This window comes from Hyphomicrobium sp. (assembly GCF_003987855.1).
In the GTDB taxonomy this organism is placed as follows: Bacteria; Pseudomonadota; Alphaproteobacteria; order Rhizobiales; family Hyphomicrobiaceae; genus Hyphomicrobium_B.
This window is the reverse complement of record NZ_RXIZ01000004.1, coordinates 184,020-202,709: the sequence shown is the minus strand read 5'-3', so window position 1 is coordinate 202,709 and position 18,690 is coordinate 184,020. Positions and strand designations below refer to the sequence as shown.

General features: G+C 56.2%; 17 protein-coding genes and 1 tRNA gene. 12 read left to right on the top strand and 6 right to left on the bottom strand.

The annotated features are described in order from the left end of the window. Positions 1-34: 34 nt before the first annotated feature. On the bottom strand, positions 35-232 hold the full coding sequence (locus EKK30_RS03160; RefSeq protein WP_290980121.1) for a hypothetical protein: 198 nt from the start codon (positions 230-232) through the stop codon (positions 35-37). Positions 233-686: 454 nt separating this feature from the next. Between EKK30_RS03160 and EKK30_RS03155 the strand changes: the two genes are divergently transcribed. From EKK30_RS03155 to EKK30_RS03130, 6 genes are all read left to right on the top strand, one after another. Then, positions 687-1,994 (top strand): tyrosine-type recombinase/integrase, encoded by a 1,308-nt coding sequence (locus EKK30_RS03155; RefSeq protein ID WP_290980119.1) that lies wholly within the window; start codon positions 687-689, stop codon positions 1,992-1,994. A 670-nt stretch (positions 1,995-2,664) separates the two neighbouring features. Beyond that, a complete protein-coding gene (locus tag EKK30_RS03150) occupies positions 2,665-3,360 on the top strand; it encodes a hypothetical protein (protein WP_290980117.1) in 696 nt (231 codons plus the stop codon). Positions 3,361-3,388: 28 nt separating this feature from the next. Continuing rightward, a complete protein-coding gene (locus EKK30_RS03145) occupies positions 3,389-3,838 on the top strand; it encodes a hypothetical protein (RefSeq protein WP_290980115.1) in 450 nt (149 codons plus the stop codon). Positions 3,839-4,017: 179 nt separating this feature from the next. After that, positions 4,018-4,680: a hypothetical protein gene (locus EKK30_RS03140; RefSeq protein WP_290980113.1), complete on the top strand. Its 663-nt coding sequence runs from the start codon at positions 4,018-4,020 to the stop codon at positions 4,678-4,680. Further along, the gene (locus tag EKK30_RS03135) at positions 4,680-5,066 is read left to right on the top strand and encodes a hypothetical protein (RefSeq protein ID WP_290980111.1); all 387 of its coding nucleotides are present in this window, start codon (positions 4,680-4,682) and stop codon (positions 5,064-5,066) included. Before EKK30_RS03140 ends, EKK30_RS03135 begins: the two co-directional genes overlap by 1 nt. Before the next feature lie 541 nt (positions 5,067-5,607). Next, positions 5,608-7,128: a phage/plasmid primase, P4 family gene (locus EKK30_RS03130; protein ID WP_290980109.1), complete on the top strand. Its 1,521-nt coding sequence runs from the start codon at positions 5,608-5,610 to the stop codon at positions 7,126-7,128. A gap of 120 nt (positions 7,129-7,248) precedes the next feature. On the opposite strand, the gene EKK30_RS03125 is transcribed toward EKK30_RS03130, so the two are convergent. From EKK30_RS03125 to EKK30_RS03115, 3 genes are all read right to left on the bottom strand, one after another. After that, positions 7,249-7,962 (bottom strand): hypothetical protein, encoded by a 714-nt coding sequence (locus tag EKK30_RS03125; RefSeq protein WP_290980106.1) that lies wholly within the window; start codon positions 7,960-7,962, stop codon positions 7,249-7,251. 95 nt (positions 7,963-8,057) lie between these two features. Then, complete coding sequence (locus tag EKK30_RS03120) at positions 8,058-8,564, bottom strand: DUF6680 family protein (RefSeq protein ID WP_290980103.1); 507 nt, start codon at positions 8,562-8,564, stop codon at positions 8,058-8,060. A gap of 372 nt (positions 8,565-8,936) precedes the next feature. Then, positions 8,937-9,013, bottom strand: a tRNA-His gene (locus tag EKK30_RS03115). Positions 9,014-9,315: 302 nt separating this feature from the next. Between EKK30_RS03115 and EKK30_RS03110 the strand changes: the two genes are divergently transcribed. From EKK30_RS03110 to EKK30_RS03100, 3 genes are all read left to right on the top strand, one after another. After that, positions 9,316-9,510, top strand: coding sequence for a hypothetical protein (locus EKK30_RS03110; RefSeq protein WP_290980100.1), 195 nt, complete (start codon positions 9,316-9,318; stop codon positions 9,508-9,510). A gap of 198 nt (positions 9,511-9,708) precedes the next feature. After that, the gene (locus tag EKK30_RS03105) at positions 9,709-10,884 is read left to right on the top strand and encodes a HAMP domain-containing sensor histidine kinase (protein WP_290980097.1); all 1,176 of its coding nucleotides are present in this window, start codon (positions 9,709-9,711) and stop codon (positions 10,882-10,884) included. Positions 10,885-11,191: 307 nt separating this feature from the next. Continuing rightward, positions 11,192-11,716 (top strand): hypothetical protein, encoded by a 525-nt coding sequence (locus tag EKK30_RS03100; RefSeq protein ID WP_290980094.1) that lies wholly within the window; start codon positions 11,192-11,194, stop codon positions 11,714-11,716. Positions 11,717-11,728: 12 nt separating this feature from the next. Here EKK30_RS03100 and glpD read toward each other — a convergent pair whose 3' ends face one another. Continuing rightward, a complete protein-coding gene (gene glpD / locus EKK30_RS03095) occupies positions 11,729-13,222 on the bottom strand; it encodes a glycerol-3-phosphate dehydrogenase (protein ID WP_290980091.1) in 1,494 nt (497 codons plus the stop codon). Between the two features lie 67 nt (positions 13,223-13,289). Continuing rightward, on the bottom strand, positions 13,290-15,218 hold the full coding sequence (locus tag EKK30_RS03090; protein WP_290980088.1) for a sodium/substrate symporter small subunit: 1,929 nt from the start codon (positions 15,216-15,218) through the stop codon (positions 13,290-13,292). Positions 15,219-15,770: 552 nt separating this feature from the next. Between EKK30_RS03090 and coaBC the strand changes: the two genes are divergently transcribed. From coaBC to cysK, 3 genes are all read left to right on the top strand, one after another. Beyond that, positions 15,771-17,006 (top strand): bifunctional phosphopantothenoylcysteine decarboxylase/phosphopantothenate--cysteine ligase CoaBC, encoded by a 1,236-nt coding sequence (coaBC, locus tag EKK30_RS03085; protein WP_290980085.1) that lies wholly within the window; start codon positions 15,771-15,773, stop codon positions 17,004-17,006. Beyond that, a complete protein-coding gene (dut, locus tag EKK30_RS03080; protein WP_290980082.1) occupies positions 17,003-17,542 on the top strand; it encodes a dUTP diphosphatase in 540 nt (179 codons plus the stop codon). The genes coaBC and dut overlap by 4 nt, the downstream gene beginning before the upstream one ends. Positions 17,543-17,685: 143 nt before the next feature. Further along, positions 17,686-18,687 carry a cysteine synthase A gene (gene cysK, locus EKK30_RS03075; RefSeq protein WP_290980079.1) on the top strand — a complete coding sequence of 334 codons (1,002 nt, stop codon included), beginning with the start codon at positions 17,686-17,688 and terminating at the stop codon, positions 18,685-18,687. Positions 18,688-18,690: the final 3 nt, after the last annotated feature.

Here is an 18,690-nt window from a genome sequence, read left to right as displayed (position 1 = left end):
TCCGGGAGGATTGAGCGGCTCGACCGCGTTTCGTCTAGTTCTGAGGTACCGGCGAATTGGACGGAGCCGCGGTGGAGGACGCGGAGGGCCGGGGTTTGTCGGGGAACGGCCAGCCCGGCCAATAGAGCCGCGCCAGGATCACGAGGACGAAGATATAGGCCGCCAGCAAGAACGCGCGACGCGAGGTAAGGTCGTGCTTGGCTTTCGGCGGATTGGGTTCTTCGGAGGCCATGCCCGTCCTATCGCCCTTTGAACATACCAAATGTTGTGGTGATGATGGTACCGCCTCCCAGAGTTGAACCGGGGACCTCTAGATCCACAATCTAGCGCTCCGTACTTTTACACTCCCGCGCCTGCGCTGCATAGACTCAAAATGATTCAATGCAATCAGTGTTCTATTTGGTGATTTCGTATTCCACGACTTCATCAGTTTACGTCTGATTCGTTGCTTATCTGGTAGGAAGGTGGTAGGATTGCGTAATTTCCTACCAGCATAGTTGCCATGCTTTGCGGCGTTAAACCGGCGATTAGAACCAAATTGTGTCAGGCTTTTCAATGATTTAACGCTGGTTACGTGCTACCGCTCTACATATAGTTTCCCATAAAATCAAGTTAGATCAATAAGTTAAAATGAATATGTGAGGCGCGCCGTGGGCGAGCGGATAACAAATCGGAACGTGGAGAGCTTGGTCAAAAAAGCCCGGGCTGCACTCGCACTTTCGCGGAAGCGCGAAGTCATCATTTGGGATGAGGAGATTAAGGGCCTTGGGTTACGCGTCGGCCAAAGCAAATCGACATGGCTTTTGAAGAAGCGCCTGGGCAAGGGTGGCAGCGAAGCTAAGGTTATCTGGACGACGCTTGGGGATCTCAGCTTGCTCGGCCCGCAGGAGGCGAGAGGCAAGGCGCGGAGCACGATCGAAGACATTCGGAACGGGAACAATCCGAACGATAAGACACGTGCGACACGTCAAGCTGATATCGCAGCTTATCGGGACGGGAAGCTCGCAGATCTATGGGGTACGTGGCTGTCCATTTCTCGAGCGCGTGGGAAGTCTAAGCGGCTCAAGGGAACGGACTATTGGCACGGGGTCGAGCGACTAGGCCGTGTTGAGATTATCCCGGTTCTGGGCCCGAATACGCCGGTTCGCAACATTACGAAATCACAGATACGGAGACTGATCGAAAACAAGGAAGTGAGGTCACCTTCAGTTGCCCGCATGATGTTTGCAGCGTTGAGGCCCTTTCTCTTGTGGTGCGTCGAACGTGAGGCCATCACCGTCTCCCCAATGGCGGAGCTGTCTCAACCGAGAAAGGTGAAGTCGCGAGACAGGGTGCTGAACGATCAAGAGCTGGTAGCGGTGTGGTGTGCCGCCTGTTCGCTTCCTTATCCGTGGGGACCATTTTATCGCCTGTGTCTACTCACCGCGCAGCGACGGGATGAGGTAGCGACAATGGAGTGGCGCGATGTCGATCTCAAAAAGCGAGAATGGAAGATTCCTTCGAGCAAGACCAAGAACGGGCGAGAGCATCTCGTCCACTTATCGGGCTGGGCAATCGATATCCTGTACTCGCTAAAGCAGAAGGCGGGAGACAAGTTCGTTTTCACCACTTCGAAGAGGACCAATGCTGAGGGTGAACTTGAAGAGATTGCAATCAGCGGCTTTTCGAAAGCGCGCATAGCTCTTGATAAGAAACTTGAGAGCTTGAAGGGCGGCTCGGACGTTCAACGTTGGACGATACACGATCTCAGGCGAACCGCGGCTACAGGCATGGCCGCCTTGAAGGTGCCGCCTCACATTGTCGAGCGGGTACTCAATCACACCAGCGGCAAAGATGTTGGTGGCCTTGTCGGGATCTACCAGCATTTCGAATACGTCGAGGAGAGACGGCAAGCTCTTATCGATTGGGCTGGCTACATAAACGAATTGATACTTTCGGATATGCGCAGAGAACGAGAGCAATCGGATATTCTATCGTTCAATTCTCAAGAATGAAAAATTCGCAATTGGTGCGTATTTGCGCTTGACCGAAATTTGCATCGGGCATAAGGCTCGAATCAGGCTTAATTGAGCGAAATACCCTTGTGGATTCCCACGCGCTGAATTGAGTCTCCTGCTTCTAGGTAGGACGGCCTACCGTATAACCTGCCTTGTTCGTGGTTTCGCATCACGGATTCGGATCGTGGTTGCCGCATTGAGCGATAGGCGTTCGGCGCGAAGCTGAATGTGCTGTCCAAGTTCTGGTGTGCGGGGCAGGCGCACCCTAAACGACCTGTGGTTGGGTCGGGCCGTGGAATGTGATCCAGCAGCGTGCTGGCCAAGAGCGGCAAACGGAGCGGATTTCGCGCTCATGCAATTGTTCTTGTAGCTACATTTAAAATGGATTGCGATACAAGTCTTCGCGTAAAAGCCTTCGCGTCGGATACTGGCTTCGCAGAATACCATTGTAGCGTACGACTTCTGAAATACGATGGAATAACAGGACTCCGCATTACTCCAGTTCGGAGTGAATTCCGCATCCTTGGAAAGCGCAAGCACCGACAATTGCTGCGCAAAATTTCGAGTCGATTTCCAATTCCGGAAAACCTGGAAAGGGTAGTTTACTAATTTAGTTGACTTATACCTTTTTATAGTATAACATATACATATGGAAGGAACGGAGGAGATGAAAAATAGACCAATTGAACTTTTCACCGAGAATGACGAGACGCTGGCAGCTATCCCACTAGGCGGAAAAGCTGCGGGCAAATTCGCAATCCTCTTCAAAGAGGATCTGGACTCACTTGAGCAATATGGCGTTCGGCCAAACTGGTTCCTAAACAACGGCTATGTTGCGGTGAAGCTTGATGGGCAAGTGAAGTATGTCCATCGCTTGTTGGCTGCAATAAAGAACAGCGGGCGCTTACAATTCAGCTTTAGAGACGGCAACCCGCTCAATCTAAGACGTACTAATCTCGAAAGCACGTCGAAGGATTTCTATCGCGTTGGCAGCACCAAAGAAGGCGAGTTTTCTGAGAAAGATCCGCTTGCTAAGCGGAAACGGCTTAGGGGCACTACCGAAGAAATCATTGCTGATATTCGGCAACTTGTCGCTCAGCCAACTAGCAGGTCCGATCCCCGTGGAAGTGGCGGCATCCTCTCAGATGAGATTGTTCAACCTGATGCGACCCAGCCAGCCTGGGAGGAACATCGAAGTTTCTGGGATCAGATGAGAGATAGTCCAAGCTTGAATGCTCAACGAAGAGGTTTCGCTAAGGCTGAGGAAGCGATGAAGCCAACCGCTCCGATCTCTACTGAGGGCAAGAAACGCCGCAACCGAAAAATACGAGACCTTCTCGACCTGTTCGGGAGCAAAATATAACAACAGAAGAAAGGACAACGATTAGTAGATGAGTTTGAAAGAACCCCTCGAAGAAGGGGATTTAGAAGAAGTTGCCGCCGAAGGCAGCCCGTGCATCGCGGAGGAGATCGATACTCAAAGAAGCATCGCTCCTACTGAACTGGAAGACCAGTACGTCTGGCACAAAGCCATCAAATACAAAATTGTTGGTCAATTGAGCCCCGCGGTCTCCGCTGGAGAGGGCGCGCGTAAGCCCGCCACCTACGACTTCTTAGTGTCTGATGGAACGGCAGTTGTCTTGCTGAACTCGATTTGTGAGGGCTTAGGCATGAGTGGCCGAACCCCTTCTCAGTGGCGAAAGTGGCTAAGGCGATTGGCCGCCAATCCGCCTCCTGAAGCACCACTTCAGACCTTCAAAATTGAGAAGCGGAAACTGGCCAAATCAAGGGGGGCAAGGGAATTGGGCACACCCCGTAAAGCCACCAAGCTAGACCATTGATATTAAATAGTTATTTTGAGCGATTTTGAGGTAATCAACAAATCGCTCGGTTACAGAATTGGCTGTCCGGGAAGAGTCACCCGCTGGCCATGGTGCGGGCGGGTGTGTTCTGAGCGCTGACCAAAGCTCAGGCCGCCCAGCATCGTTACTAACAATAACAACAAGAGAGGATAAAACCTTTGCCGAAGAACAAATACAACTTGAACGATCCTAATCAGTTCAATCTGAAAATCCGCAACGTAAATGAGTTGAATGCTGCTGAACATAGGGCCTGGAATGAAGACGCTCGCAACGCGGCTAGGCGAATGCTCGATGGCGTTCGCTCAGCATCATCCGACTTTCAGGATCAAGCTCTGAAATGGGCGAACCAAATCCTAGTTGATGAGAAGCGAGCTAAGCAGCCCTACAATCCGAACCCCGATCAACCTCGGGATCAGGAGACTGGCCGCTACGTCGCTCAGGAAAACGCTCTGACGCGTGCGTTCGATAATCCATCGTCGGAAGGGACAAGCTTCTCTGATCTCGACAAGCCGTCGCTTGAAGACTTCTTGCTTGAGCAGGTGAAGGCATACCAGAGCAAATACGAGGGGCAGAGCTTTGAGCAAGCTCCCGTTCGCTCGTCAACGGTCCAGCCCGCACGTCCCAACTTGCACGAAACAGTGCTTCAGCCCGGTATGCGCTGGGTCGTGGGTCCCGATGGGATGACTCAGGTTCCCGCTCGCCAAGCGAAGACGCGGACTGAATACGCTCCCGGTCATGGTGCTCCTGGCGTGGTGATGGACAAGCCGGGTAAGGCTGCATTCGTCAATATCGATCACCTCACTAAGAGGGGTAATCGCTAATGAGCATCGTATTTAAAGACGGCGACAAGTTCACGTTCCATGTTCGCAACCTGCAAGGTGGGCTGACCTCCGACGCGTTCGAACGTGGATGCAACGCCACGATCTATTTCCCTGCGAACAAGCGAGAGTTTCAGATCACCAAAGACCCTAGCCACAGCTTCTATCGCTTGGTGTGGGACAAAGGGAAACTTCCTGATGAGCTATCGGGATGCTGGACCTCGGTTCCTGAGGTGGGGAAATCCATCGCTGCTTACTTCGAGCGCTTAGAGTTCGATAAGGCAAATCCCGACCAAGAAGTGAACGTGTCGCTTGGTGGCGTCAAAGGACGTGCGCGCAAGGGTTCGGTTGACGCTACGGGTTTGCCGAAAGGCAACTCCGATGAGTAAGCGATCGCATCGGATATCACGCCTACAGGACGGGAGCGTTGTTGCTTTCGTCCCTCTTGGCCCTAACGGAAAGCACGGCGAGTGCGCCATCGACCTCGAAGATTTAAGCGCACTCGTAGAACGGGGAGTTTCGATGAGCTGGACGCTCAACTTTGGCAGCCAAGGAGTTGGCTATGTTTACACCAAAGGAGCGAAGAACAATCGAAACATATCAATCGCTCGGCTGATCATGGATTGCAGGCCGGGAGAGAAGATTCGCTATCGGGATGGAAATTCTCTCAACCTGAGGCGAGAGAACCTCAAACTTGTATCGGGGTTTTCGTGCAAAAGTGATGAGCTGTTTGTCTGATGGCTACATCTCTTTTGCGAAAGGTGGTCCGGGGCACTGAGTTCTGGATCGTCAGGGATGGGTGCGGGGGTTACGTCATAAATGACAGCCCCTCACTCACTCCAATCATCACAAACCAAACTTACTCCAGTGTGCACGAAGCTTATGCTGCCGCGTATGACTGGATCATTAAAGGAGTAATTTATAGAAACAATGTCTGACGCTAACAAAAACAAGAGTGGCTATGAGAGTCACCTCGATGAATACGGTATAGAGTTCGATCTCACTGACATCGGCAACGCTGATCGGTTTCAAAAGAACTTTCCGACAGGCTTTAGCTACGTACAGGAGGAAGGACACTGGATTGTTTGGGACGGCCGGCACTGGACATCAAACGATGCTCTGAAGGCTATCCAAAAATGCGCAGAAGAATCTATGAAGCGCATTTATAACGAAGCCAGAGACTGCACCAATAAGCGAGGCCAGTTCGAGCTTACACGGCACGCTCAACGTTCGCAGAATAAGGCGAAGATTGATCCGATGCTGGGAATCCTAAAACACCGACTTAACGTCAGTGTCAGGGATTTCGATACGGACCCGGAGCTGATCAACTGTAGGAACGGTGTTCTCAATCTTCGAACCGGCGAGCTATCTCAACACAATGAGGAGCAACGGTTCACAAAGATGACGACAACCGATTACCGACCTCAGGCTACGTGTCCAAGATGGGAGAAGTTTCTCAATGAGATTTTTATCGGGGATGCTGACTTAATCCGCTACCTCAAAAGAGCGCTCGGCTACTCGCTTACCGGGTATACCAAAGAGCACAAGCTGTTCCTCATGTATGGATTGGGATCGAACGGTAAAACAACGCTGGTCGAGACGATCTTAGACATTCTCGGAGATTACGGAAGAACAGCCGAATTCAGCAGCTTTCTCGATAGCGACAAGTCCAATGCTCGGAGCTTAGAAGCTGTCGGGCTATTGAAGGGGATGCGATTCGCTACAGCCAGCGAGACTGGCAGCAGTAAGCGATGGAATGAAGCTTTGATCAAGAAGATCACAGGTGGTGACACACTGACTGGAACGAAGCTCCACAAGTCGACCTTTGAATTTAGGCCTTCTCACAAACTCTGGTTTCAAGCCAATCACTTGCCAGGAGCCAAAGATGCCTCGCACGGATTCTGGAGGCGAATAGTGGTCATACCGTTCAAGGCCAAGATTGAAGGCAAGGCCAAGATGCCCGGCCTGAAAGATCGCTTATTGCGAGAGGAGCGGGAAGGTATCTTTGCATGGTTGGCAGAGGGAGCGAGGGAGTACCTCAGCGAGGACACTTTAGGGGAACTGCCAAGGTCATGTGTGGAGGCCACCGAGTCTTACCGCACGGATATGGATGTGGTCAGCCGTTACATCAACGACAGGCTCGAGGAGACAATGCAGGAAAGCCTAGGGTGCTCGGAGGCCCACGATGATTACTTGCAATGGTGCGTCTCCCAAAAGGAGGAACCGGCCCCGCTCAAGTACTTCATAGATGCGTGCGTCGAGCGAGGGCTAATCAAGCATCGGAAGCCAAAAGGAGTGGTGTTTTTGAATAGGCGATTAAAGTCGCTCTCTTCAAATTTTGAGGGCAGGCAGATTCAGATCCCGTTCGAGAAGGACGTGCAAAGACAAAGGACGATCTACCCTCAAGTGGGGATCACCTCGGCGGAGGACATACTCGCGGGCCTGGATTGAAGGGATTAAAATGTAGATGATGTAGCAAAAAACCTTTTCTCTCTACGTGAGATCGACTTCAAGAAAGTTAGGGTTTTCAGCTACATCATCTACATCATTGGGTTTACGACCATGTTTGCGTCAGTCTGAGGGTTCATCTGGCTTCTTAGGTGCTAACTCAGGATCCGTTTTGCGCGTGGGCCATCTCTTGTCTGGTGTGTCGATTGACCACGCTGGCTTGGATAGTTGAACCCATGAGGGCACATCGGAATTAGCTGACGCTGCCAAGAGGTCAGATACTCTTGACCTCCTTCTCGCTTCTCGAGATTCACTTCTAATCTCGCGCTTCAGCTCCTCCACTTCCTTTAACAGGTTAGACATTAGCACGTCCCGCGGGTCTGCGCTTTTTGCCAACGCCATTGATCCGCGAGCTTGCGTGACTGGGTTGCTGACCTTGTATCCAGTAGCTAGGACCTTTGATGCCGCTTCTTTGATTTTCTTGCGAGCTGCTAAGTGGCTGTGATAATTCAATACATCAAAGAAGATGGTGCCTACTCCGTAAGTATCGAAAGGAAGCTTCGTACCTTCCGAACAGATGTGAATTACCGGCTTTTCGGACATGTGCCTTAATCCAACCTCATAAAAAACGTTGGGGTTGAGGAAGGACAGGTCCGCGACAGCTAGCTCGCAGGTCGTGATAGCTTCAATCATCTTGTCCGAGATCATCTCAGGACCCCCGAATTCATCCGCTCGCTGCACTTCTAATTCAGGAAGAGAGGGCCGGATAATTGATTCCAACACCATGTCGGCGTGCAATCGAAATGGCGAGCCGGGATCACCAATAGGTGAGATCACGAAACATCGTCTTGTTGCGGAGCTGGCATTCGTCACCAGTCATTCCTCCCCATCACGCAATCGATTAAGATTCTAATATCCGCACGCACTCATTATCACTCACCCGTGCCCGGAAGTTTAGTCACTTCCATCTTCACTGCGGTGTCTCCCGACAAGAAGCTTGCCAACTTATCGAGCACAGTGGTTTGAGCCTTCTCAATCGAACCGTGGCCTTTGGGATAATAAATCTTCTGAATGTCTGAGGGGCTAAACTTGTAATTGAGATATCGGCCTATCGAGGAGAGCAACGAGTTCATCAGGTCTATTCGTCGGAGTGCCCAAGCCTCCATGCTAAGGTCTTCTCTAGAAAGGTGATCGTAGTACTCCTGCCACTTATCCAGAATGTCCTTGTTGCCGTAGAAGTCGATAGGCACAGCGTTCACGGCTGCTACGTGATCGGGTGCTAAGTTAGTTGCTCGTGTAGCCATGAGAGTCCGAAAGACAGCGAGTTGGCGATCTTTCTTTATGCGGCGATCATCCATTACTCTCTGGACTGTTAGAGCGATCACCGGACTAGCCAATGTGCTGGCGGCTATCATCACGTCTGAAATAGTAATCGGCATAAAATAACTCCGCGACTTGTCTTCACAAACAGCGGGAGTCCTATTCTGATTCTCAGTCTGCTGAAATTTTGTAGCGTAATTTTTGAGGGGTCATTCTGGGCGAGGCGAGGCATAGGCATCCCCCGGTGCCCCCCATACGCTACCCCCCGTCTCTCTTTCCAGAATGGAGCATGATTGAAAGGGCGCGTGTCTCCCTTGCTTGCACGTATCCCAAGCCGAATTCGGCCTGTGTGCCTTAGCGAAGATCCCCGAGCGCAAGCGAGGGCTCGGGGCAGAGCGCTCCAAGTGTGCAACCATGGTAGGGAGATGGTAGGAAGTGGGAAGTTTAGGAGGCGTGCGGAACGAGCAATCCAAGTAAGCTACTGATTGTATTGGTACCGCCTCCCAGAGTTGAACCGGGGACCTCTAGATCCACAATCTAGCGCTCTAACCAACTGAGCTAAGGCGGCACAGGCCGAATTCGGCTTGGGATAATCTTAGAGCGGCCGGCCTTGCGCGTGCAAATTACCCAAGCGCCGGACCTCGAAAAATCCCGATTTGGAGCCCCGAGGGTGCTCGCGAGCGCTGGTTCCATCACAGCCCGGCGCAGGGGTCAAGCGTGACTTATGGCTCTTTGAGCGGTGCCGGCGGTTTTCCGGGTGGTCTGGCATCCGCAACATTACATTTTTCCGACAGTCGGAACTGAACTTCCTGTCTGACGTTGGAGGTGCTAGGGGAGACACGGACTGTTTTCGGGGGAAAACGGACTACCATGACACTCTGCCATTATAGCTCAGAAGAGCTCGATGAACTGCAGCGTCTGATCGACAGCATCATCGAGGAAGCTCAGCAAAAATCTCTCAACATTCCGGTCGATGATATCATCGAGAGAGTTTACGACCTCGCCGATCGCGGCGAGCGTGACCCCGGGAAGTTGCGCGAAGCCGGACTGGCCAACGCGGCCTAGCTCTGGACTGACCTCGTTTCCACTCCTGAGTGTGGGAACGCGTCCTTTTTTGGCGAACGCCTCCTCATTCGGATTTGGGGGGCCGCTGGCCGATTATCCCAGTGGAAAATCTCGCCTTTCTCGTTCTGGTTGGCCGCAAATCACGTAGATCTGCGTGAGGCCTTGCGAATAAGCCGTTGGAACGGGCGAGCTTTCACGATGGCGGTCGCCGCTAAATCAGCGCTGCCGGAAGACAACGGGACGACGCCGATCGCCGAATTGTCGGCGACTGAGCCTGCCATCGTCGTCGACCCTGACGCAGCGGAAATTCTCTCCGCCAACGCCCCTGGCGGAAAGGCTCTTGGCCTTTTCGCTTACGCGACATTTCCGATCGCGCTCGATCCGGGGATGCCTGCGGTCGTCAAGCTCAGGCAGATCTCCTCCAGTGGTCCGGGAAAGAGCGATGTCGAGACCCTGCTGTTTTGGAACAGCGGCCGGCTGAGGCGGGTAAAGGCAAGGGTGTCCCGGGCGTATGGTCAGAAATCCCGAGCGCTGCTGTTGATCATAGACTCTGTCGATGATGGTCAACCCACCGCTGCCGCTACGCCCCGTCTCAATGGGATGGCCGCGGCAAGCGCGCCCCACAAAGCGCATCCAGCGCACGACATTGCGGCAATGCCGGAGCCGGAGAAGCCCGCTCCCAGCCTTGACGCGGAGTATCTGGCGAAGCTCGCGCACGAACTGAAGACGCCTCTGACCGCCATTGCCGCCGCATCTGAAATCATGCGCGACGAGCGGCTGGGCCAGATGCACAACGCGCGCTACCTAAGCTACGCCGCCGATATCCACGAGAGCGCGGCACACGCTCTCGATCTCATTACCGCGCTGCTCGCCGACCGCGGGCGGCCGGCCGAGCCGGGATTGAAGCTCATCGCGCTCGATCTGCACGCCATCGTGGAGCGCACCGTGTCGAGTATGCAGGCGCTCGCGGAGTCATGCGGTTTGGAACTCTCCTGCGTTGGGGAAGCGTCCGCATCGCACGTCGTAGCCAACCCGACTGCCGTGCGTCAGGTACTGCTCAACCTCCTCACCAACGCCATCAAATTTACGCCGAAGGGAGGCTCGGTACGCGTATCGACCGGGCACGTCGCGGATGGTCGAGTATTGCTTTTGGTTCGAGACAACGGACCGGGCATGAAGGACGGCAGCTTGCCACGTGACCAAGCTCACCCAGACAATCTCGATAACTCTTGGATGCGCGGGCACGGCATCGGCTTGCCGCTCGTCGAAGCGCTCGTTCGTGACATGGGTGCGGAGATTCACATCGAGAGTTCGGCGAAGACGGGCACTGCAATTTCCATCCTCTTCAGCGACTTCACGCGCCGATTTAAGTGAGGCGCCGCGCGTCTCTGCCGTTCGCCGTAGCTACTTGAAAATTATAAAAATTCTAATGTGCGACGCGCGACCTACAAATGGTTGACCGGGTCCCTCAGGTCGCGTTAGCTCATTCCACGGCATCATCGCGGTGCCATGCGCCGCGCTCGCGGCGGAAACCGATACCGGGGCCTTGAACCTCGAATATTGGAGCGGACAATGGGTCTTTCTCTTCGCGCTAACATTAGCGCTCAGCGACATCTCTATTTCACGATTGGCATCGGCATGTGCGCCAGCGGCGAGGACATCGCGTTGGAGGTCTCGCACAATGGCTAATACCGGACCCGCGTCTTCCTCAGGCCAGCTCACGCGTTCCGCCAAGGTCGTGCCGTTGCCAGCGCGCGCGCCTGAGCGATTGGTTGCCGTTGGATTTCGCTGCTGGCTTGCCGGATTATCGACCGGCGACATCAAGTGCTGGGAAGACGCGTGGAACACGTTCTCGGGCATGCTCGGACCTGAGAATGCCAAGACGCTGCTTCTTGATCTTTCGAAGTTTGTGCGCGCGGTCAAAGCCAATGCGCAACGGGATATCGAGATCTCACCCGTCGGCTGCCGCAGTTTCTGCCGCGATGAATGCTTGGCGATCTCCATCATCGCTGCGTGTCAGCACGACGAGCGGCAGGCGCTAACGGCGTCGGCGGCGGCACTCATCGGGTCGGACGACATTGGCGACACTCTCAACGGCGCACAGGCGCTCGCGGCTGCGCTGCGGAAGACGAACCAGATGCTTTGCGCGGAGTCGATCTGCCCGGCCACGTGCGCGCTTCGGGCGTCGCGCCGACGGCTCATGTAAGCCAAGGCGGATTTAGGATCGCTCGAGCCAGGCGCCGATCCGATCGGCGGCCCTGGCTCGATCATCCGGGGCGAGATGCAACGCCGTCTTTGTTCGGCGCCAAAGAACGTCATCGGCGGTTTGTGCCCATTCTTCCGATTTCAGATACGACACCTCGCACGCGGTGAGATCAGCACCAAAGTTTTCGCCGAGATCGGATTGCGACCGCGCGCCCGCGATGATCGCGCTCGCACGAGAGCCATAGCGGCGTGCGATGCTACGTAGGAATGCCGGTGCGAACGTAGAGTGCGCACGTATGAAATCCTCAAGCCAGGTTTCGAACGAAAGGCCGCCGAGATCACCGCCAGGGAGTGGTGTTGCCGCCGTGGAACTCCGTTGCATGCGAGGAAAGAACGGTGAGAATTGAGCCAAGGCTGCTTCCGCTAGCTTGCGATAGGTGGTGATCTTGCCGCCGATGACGTGAAGGATCGGCGGATAATTGTCGGCGCGGAGTTCGAGCTGGTAGTCGCGGCTGACTTCGGTGGCGCTGCTGCTGCCGTCTTCGACGAGTGGGCGAACGCCCGCGAACCTCCAATCGATCGACTCTCGTGTTGGCGCGGAACGAAAGAAGCGGCTTACGGCCTCGATGAGGTAGTCTTCTTCTGCACGCGTGACGGCAACTTCTCCGGGATCGCCGGTTATGGGTTCTTCCGTCGTTCCAATCAGTGTGAAGGATTTTTCAAACGGCAGCGCGAAGACGACGCGGCCATCGCCGTTCTGGAATGTGTAAGCGTCATCGGCACCGCTGATCCGCGGCACGACGATGTGGCTGCCCTTGACGAGCCTGACCGAGATTGGCTTAGTCGCGTCAATCGGCGCGAGTTTCGCAACTTCGGCAACCCAAGGACCGGCCGCGTTGACAACGGCTCTGGCCGCGAACTTGCGTCCGGCGCCGAGTGTCGCGATCCAAAGATTGTTTTCGATCGCGAGTGACGTCACCGGCGTGCGTGTCAGAATGTGCGCACCAGATTCGCGCGCCGCTATCGCGTTTAGGATGACAAGGCGGGCGTCGTCGACCGCGCAATCCCAGTACGTGAAGCCGGACATAATTTCGGGCACCAGGGGAATGCCCGCCGGATCGTGGCGGAGATCGATCGCGTGCGATGCGCCAAGCGACTTTCGCGCGGCGAGATGATCATAAAGGAAGAGGCCTGCGCGCATCATCAGCGGCGAGCGCATTCCAGAAATTTGCGGCAGAATGAAATGCAGGGGATGGACAATATGAGGTGCTTTGGCCAGCAGCACCTCGCGCTCGGCGAGCGCTTCGCGTACGAGACGAAACTCGAAATGCTCCAGATATCGTAGCCCGCCATGGATGAGCTTGGAGCTGCACCACGAGGTTGCGCCGCCGAGATCTCCGGCCTCGGCGAGCAACACCGATAGTCCGCGCGCGGAGGCGTCCGCCGCAATACCAGCGCCGTTGATGCCGCCGCCGATTACAAGCAGATCGTAGATTTCATCCGCCATGACGGGAATGGCTCCGCAACGTTCGCCGTCATTTGAGTCTAGGCGACTCGCGGCGCAGTGCGAAGGATCACGTTTGTGCGGACGCGGGCGACTTGCGAGAGCGAAACAGCAAACTGAAGATCAAACCGGCGATGAAGCCGGCCGGTACGGAGATCAGCGTGATTGCCGCCGGTTTCAGGCCGCCCCAATTGGCGATCGCCGTGACGTTGCTGATAAGGGCGGCTCGAGCCGCGGCCTGAGCCTCCGGGGTTGTCGCCGACGCGAGCGCCGCTTGCAGATCGGCTAAGTGCTTGGCGGCTTGAGGCGGTGCGTCAGAAAAACTTCCGGAGAGTGTGAAGAGTTCGATGGGCCAAAAGTGAACGCCCAAAAGGTAAGCACCGGTGATGATCGTGCCGACGCTCATTGCGGCAATGGCCCCGGCCCTATTCATGTGCCGCCAGTGGAGGCCCAGCACAAGCGCAGGGAAGAGGCCTGCAGCAAGGATCGCGAAGCCTTCAGCGGCCAGCAGCGCCGTTCCGATGATTGAGAAGATCGCGACGAGTGCGCCTCCCACGATGAGCAGACCTCCGGCGGTTGCCGCGCGGAAGTCGAATTTCGGCGCCTGTTCGCTACGGCCATGGCGCACTTCGCCGTCAGCGACGGTGATGGCCGAAACCAGAGCGTTGCCAGCGAGGATGGTTGCGAGCACCGCGCCAAGCAGAATGGGATATTCAAGCCAGGGATCCAGCCCAGAGATCTTTGGTGCGGCGACAACAAAGCCATCGGTCGTGAACGCGAGGTCCTGAAGGCGGAGGAAGCCGCGCTGGCCAGACGCTTTTTGACAGGCGCCCGCGAGATCGGCGGTCACGTCGGAATTCTTATCGCAAACCTTTACCCAACCCAGAGCACTCGCTTCTGCAAACGATTGCGGGATCGCCGCGATCTCGATGCCTTTCGACATGGTCTGTTCGAAGCCGACGCGGCTGTAGACGGCCAGCGGCGGCAAACTGGCAATCACGAGCGCGATGGCGACAAGTGCGATCGTCGAGCGCTTGACCGCGGCGCCCGGCGCGACCGCCGATTGAGAAATATGACGACCGAGAAGGTGGGGAGCAGCGACGATGCCAAGCGCCACCGCCAGAAGGAGGCCGGCAAAATTCTTCATCGATAGCTGTAGGAAGGGCGATGCCATCGGGGTCAATGATTTGACGTCAGACAGGCGATTGACGATCAGCATTTGATTGAGATTTGCTTGGCTCTGCACGGCCGATCCCAGCGAGAGATGGGGCATGACCGAACCGGTGGCGTAGAGCGAGAAGCCGACCAGTGTCACGAGCAGACCACCGCAAATGGCAACGAACCCCAGTCCGTGTATTTTCTTCGCGCTTACGACCGTGCTGACGAGCCAGGCAGCCGTGATCGCGAGCGTGAGAGAAAGAACCGTCTGCGGGAACCCGAGGTTTGTCAGACTCTGAAGCGCTATCGATCCGGCGCGGATATCTGCGGCTAGCAGAAGCGTCGTTGCGGCGAAGGCAATGAGAAAGGCGAGCCGCCGGGCGAGGTCTCCACCGTAGCGGATTGCAAAGAAGCCGCTCACCGATTGGACGGGGTAGAGAACGAAACGTGGGGCGACAAGGATGGCGAGCAGCGCAACGCCGGCCACCATTCCAAGCGGCAAGGCGAGGCCGTCGTAGCCCATCGCCGCGATGTAGCCTGTGAAGCCGAGAATGACGACCGCGCCGACGGTTTCGCCGGCGAAGCCCAAAGCTGGGCCGATGCCTTCGTTGGAGGATGTGCCGCCTGCCCGCCAAGCGTAGAAGGCGACCAACGCGACAAGCCCGACGATGGCGCCCTGTGCCGCGATCCAAAAGCCCAGTCGAATGCCGCCAACCTGAAAGAAATTGAGCGTCAAAGCCGACAGCGGAAGCGCCACGACCAGGATCAGCCAGATCAGCAGGCTCCCCAGCAGCAGGCGGCCGGACGGCCGGCTGGCGCCTGCGATATCCCCCAGACCCATTCGCAAACTCTTCGTGCTCCCCGTTTTGACTGAACGCGCGCTAATGGCGTCAGAAACGCGTTCCGATCAAGGCAGAGAGCATTACGGTTGACTCGGGCGCCTCACCGTCTGGGAGGCTGCCTGACGGCCAGCGAGGCGGTCAAAATGGAATGGGGTGGCTCGCTGAGCGCGCCACCCCAATGGTTTCGTCCCTAGACTTGGACCTTTATTCGTTTTTTGCCTTGCGACCGGTCCCGAACCTCGCAAGTGGCGGCACCATGTACCATTGCGACTTCTGCGTCAAGTCACCGCGCGACATAAATAATTTCCATTTTCGGAATGCCTAATCGGTGATCAATTTACCCAGATGCCTTGGGATGAGGCCGCCACCTAATCGGTCTTTTGGATCGAATTTTGGCCAGCAAAAGAGGTGGGAGGGTTTGGTCCCGCAAGGAGCCTGGGATTGCCTGTGCATCTTTTCGTACGCGCCTCCGAGATGTCGGGCTTAACTCACGCGGACGAGGCTTGTGATAAAATGCTGGCTTGGTTCGACTGCACAGCGGACGGAAGGTCGTGGCAAGCGCAAAACGCATTCTTCTGATCATCGGAGGCGGCATTGCCGCCTACAAATGTCTTGAGCTGATCCGTCGCCTCAGGGAGCGCGGACACAGCGTGCGCGCCATCATGACGAAGGCCGCACACCAGTTCGTGACGCCACTTTCCGTTGGCGCGCTGACGAACGAGCGCGTGCTCACGGACCTTTTCGATCTCGATGACGAACGCGAGATCGGCCACATCCGGCTTGCGCGCGATAACGACATCATCATTGTTGCACCGGCGACGGCAGACCTTCTTGCCAGAATGGCAGGTGGTCATGCCGACGATCTCGCGACGGCGGTTTTGCTCGCCACGAAAAATCCAGTGCTCGTTGCACCGGCGATGAACCCGGCGATGTGGCTCAATGCGGCGACGCGCCGAAACGTGACGCAATTGCAAAAAGACGGGATTGAGTTCGTAGGGCCAGCGGCTGGCGAAATGGCGGAGAGAGGCGAGGCAGGTCCGGGTCGCTTGGTCGAGGTTCCGCAATTAATTGCGGCCATCGAAACCGTGCTCGACGAAGGCAAAGAGAAGGGCGGCCTTCTTGCCGGCCGTCATGTGATCGTGACCAGCGGGCCGACGCACGAACCCATCGATCCTATCCGCTACCTCGCCAATCGCTCGTCGGGCAAACAGGGTTTCGAACTTGCCGTTGCCGCGCGTGATCTCGGCGCGCGCGTGACGCTCATTTCCGGCCCTGTTTCCCTGCCCGAGCCGCACGGCGTCGACATCGTGAGAATCAAGACGGCGGCGGAAATGCTCGAGGCGGTGCGCGCTTCGCTTCCTGCGGACATTGCGGTGTTTGCGGCGGCGGTCGCGGATTGGCGCGTCGCTTCGCCGGAATTGGAAAAGATAAAGAAGACCGAAGGGAAGGCCGCCCCTGCCCTCGCTCTTATTGAAAATACCGATATTCTCAAGTCGATTGCCCAGCCCGGACCGGCGCGGCCAAGTCTCGTCATCGGTTTTGCCGCTGAAACGCAGGACGTCCTGGCGCATGCGAAAAAGAAGCTCAAGTCGAAGCGAGCCGACTGGATCATCGCCAACGATGTCTCGCCCTCATCAGGGGTCATGGGAGGTGAGAACAATACCGTCCATGTCATCTCGGCTGCCGGTGTGGAGAGCTGGCCGGAAATGAGCAAGGCGAAGGTCGCGCGCAAGATCATGGAGCGCGCTGCAACAGAGCTTCATGCCAAAAGGACAGCGGCAGAATGAAGATGAAGGTGATGCGCCTGCCGCATGCGGAGGGGCTACCGCTTCCCGCGTATCAAACCGACGCTGCTGCGGGTTTTGATCTTGTGGCTGCAATCGCAGCCGAAACGAGCGTTACGATCTTACCGGGTGCGCGCGCCCTCATACCGACGGGATATATTTTTGAAATTCCCAAGAAGATGGAAGCGCAAGTCCGGCCGCGTTCGGGCCTCGCGATCAAGCACGGCGTCACCGTTCTCAACAGTCCGGGGACGATCGATGCAGATTATCGCGGCGAAGTCTCGGTGATCCTGATTAATCACGGCAACGAGCCGTTCGTCATCGCGAGAGGCGAACGCATCGCTCAAATGATCGTGGCCCCAGTCACCCGGGTTAAATTGCGTGAGACGAAGAAGATCGCTCCAACGAAGCGGGGCAAGGGCGGTTTCGGCTCGACGGGCATTGGGGAGACGCCTTCCCAAGCCTCCACCGAGGCGGGGAAATCCGTTGCGAGCGTTTCGCGGAAGACGAAAACAAAATCCCCGGCGAAGAAGCGCTGAATGGTCCTTTAAGCACAAAAAATGCAATGCTTATGGGCCTCTATGCGCCCCTCTCGCCCCTTGAGGACGCCCCTCGAACCTGCGAGAAACAACCCCATCTTTAGTCGGCGCATACAAGCGCCAACGCAACCCCGAGACAGGCCATGACAGAGACGCTTGAGATCAAGACCCTCGAAGCAACGAAGAGCTGGGGGCGCGGTCGTGTCTACGACAGCATCACCGAAACCATCGGTCATACGCCGCTTGTACGCCTGTCGAAGATCAAGGAAGCCGCCAAGCTCAAGGCGGACATCCTGCTCAAGCTGGAATTCTTCAATCCGTTGTCTTCCGTCAAAGATCGCATCGGCGTGGCGATGATCGACGTGCTCGAAGCAGAAGGCCGGATCAAGCCGGGCAAGACGGTTCTGATTGAGCCGACGTCGGGAAATACCGGCATTGGTCTGGCGTTCGTCGCAGCGGCTCGCGGATACCGTCTCATTCTCGTGATGCCGGAGACTATGTCGATCGAGCGCCGAAAAATCCTGTCGCATCTCGGCGCTGAATTGGAATTGACGCCAGGTCCGGGCGGAATGCCGGCGGCGGTCGCGCGCGCGGAAGAGATCGCAAAAACGCTGCCGGACGCAGTCATTCCCGGGCAGTTCGACAATCCGGCGAACCCGCTGGTGCACGAAAAGACGACCGCGGAAGAGATTTACAACGATACCAAGGGCAAAGTGGACGCACTCGTCATCGGTGTGGGCACAGGTGGCACGCTGACCGGTGTCGGCAGGGCTCTGAAGAAGCGCATTCCTGGCCTCAAGATTTTTGCCGTCGAACCTACAACGAGCGCAATCCTGTCAGGGCAGCCGCGCGGCCCGCATAAGATTCAGGGCATCGGCGCCGGGTTCATTCCCAGCATCCTCGATAAGGGTCTCATCGATGAGGTCGTGACCGTGTCGAGCGATACTGCGTTCGAAGTTTCGCGAACCGTTGCAAAGGTCGAAGGTATTCCGGGCGGCATTTCCACCGGCGCCAACGTCGCTGCGGCTATTACGGTTGCGGAAAGGCCCGAGTTTGCAGGCAAGACGATCGTGACGTTTGCCCCGTCATCCGCCGAGCGTTACTATAGCAGCGAACTCTTCGTCGAACCGCAGCCACGCAGCTAACTA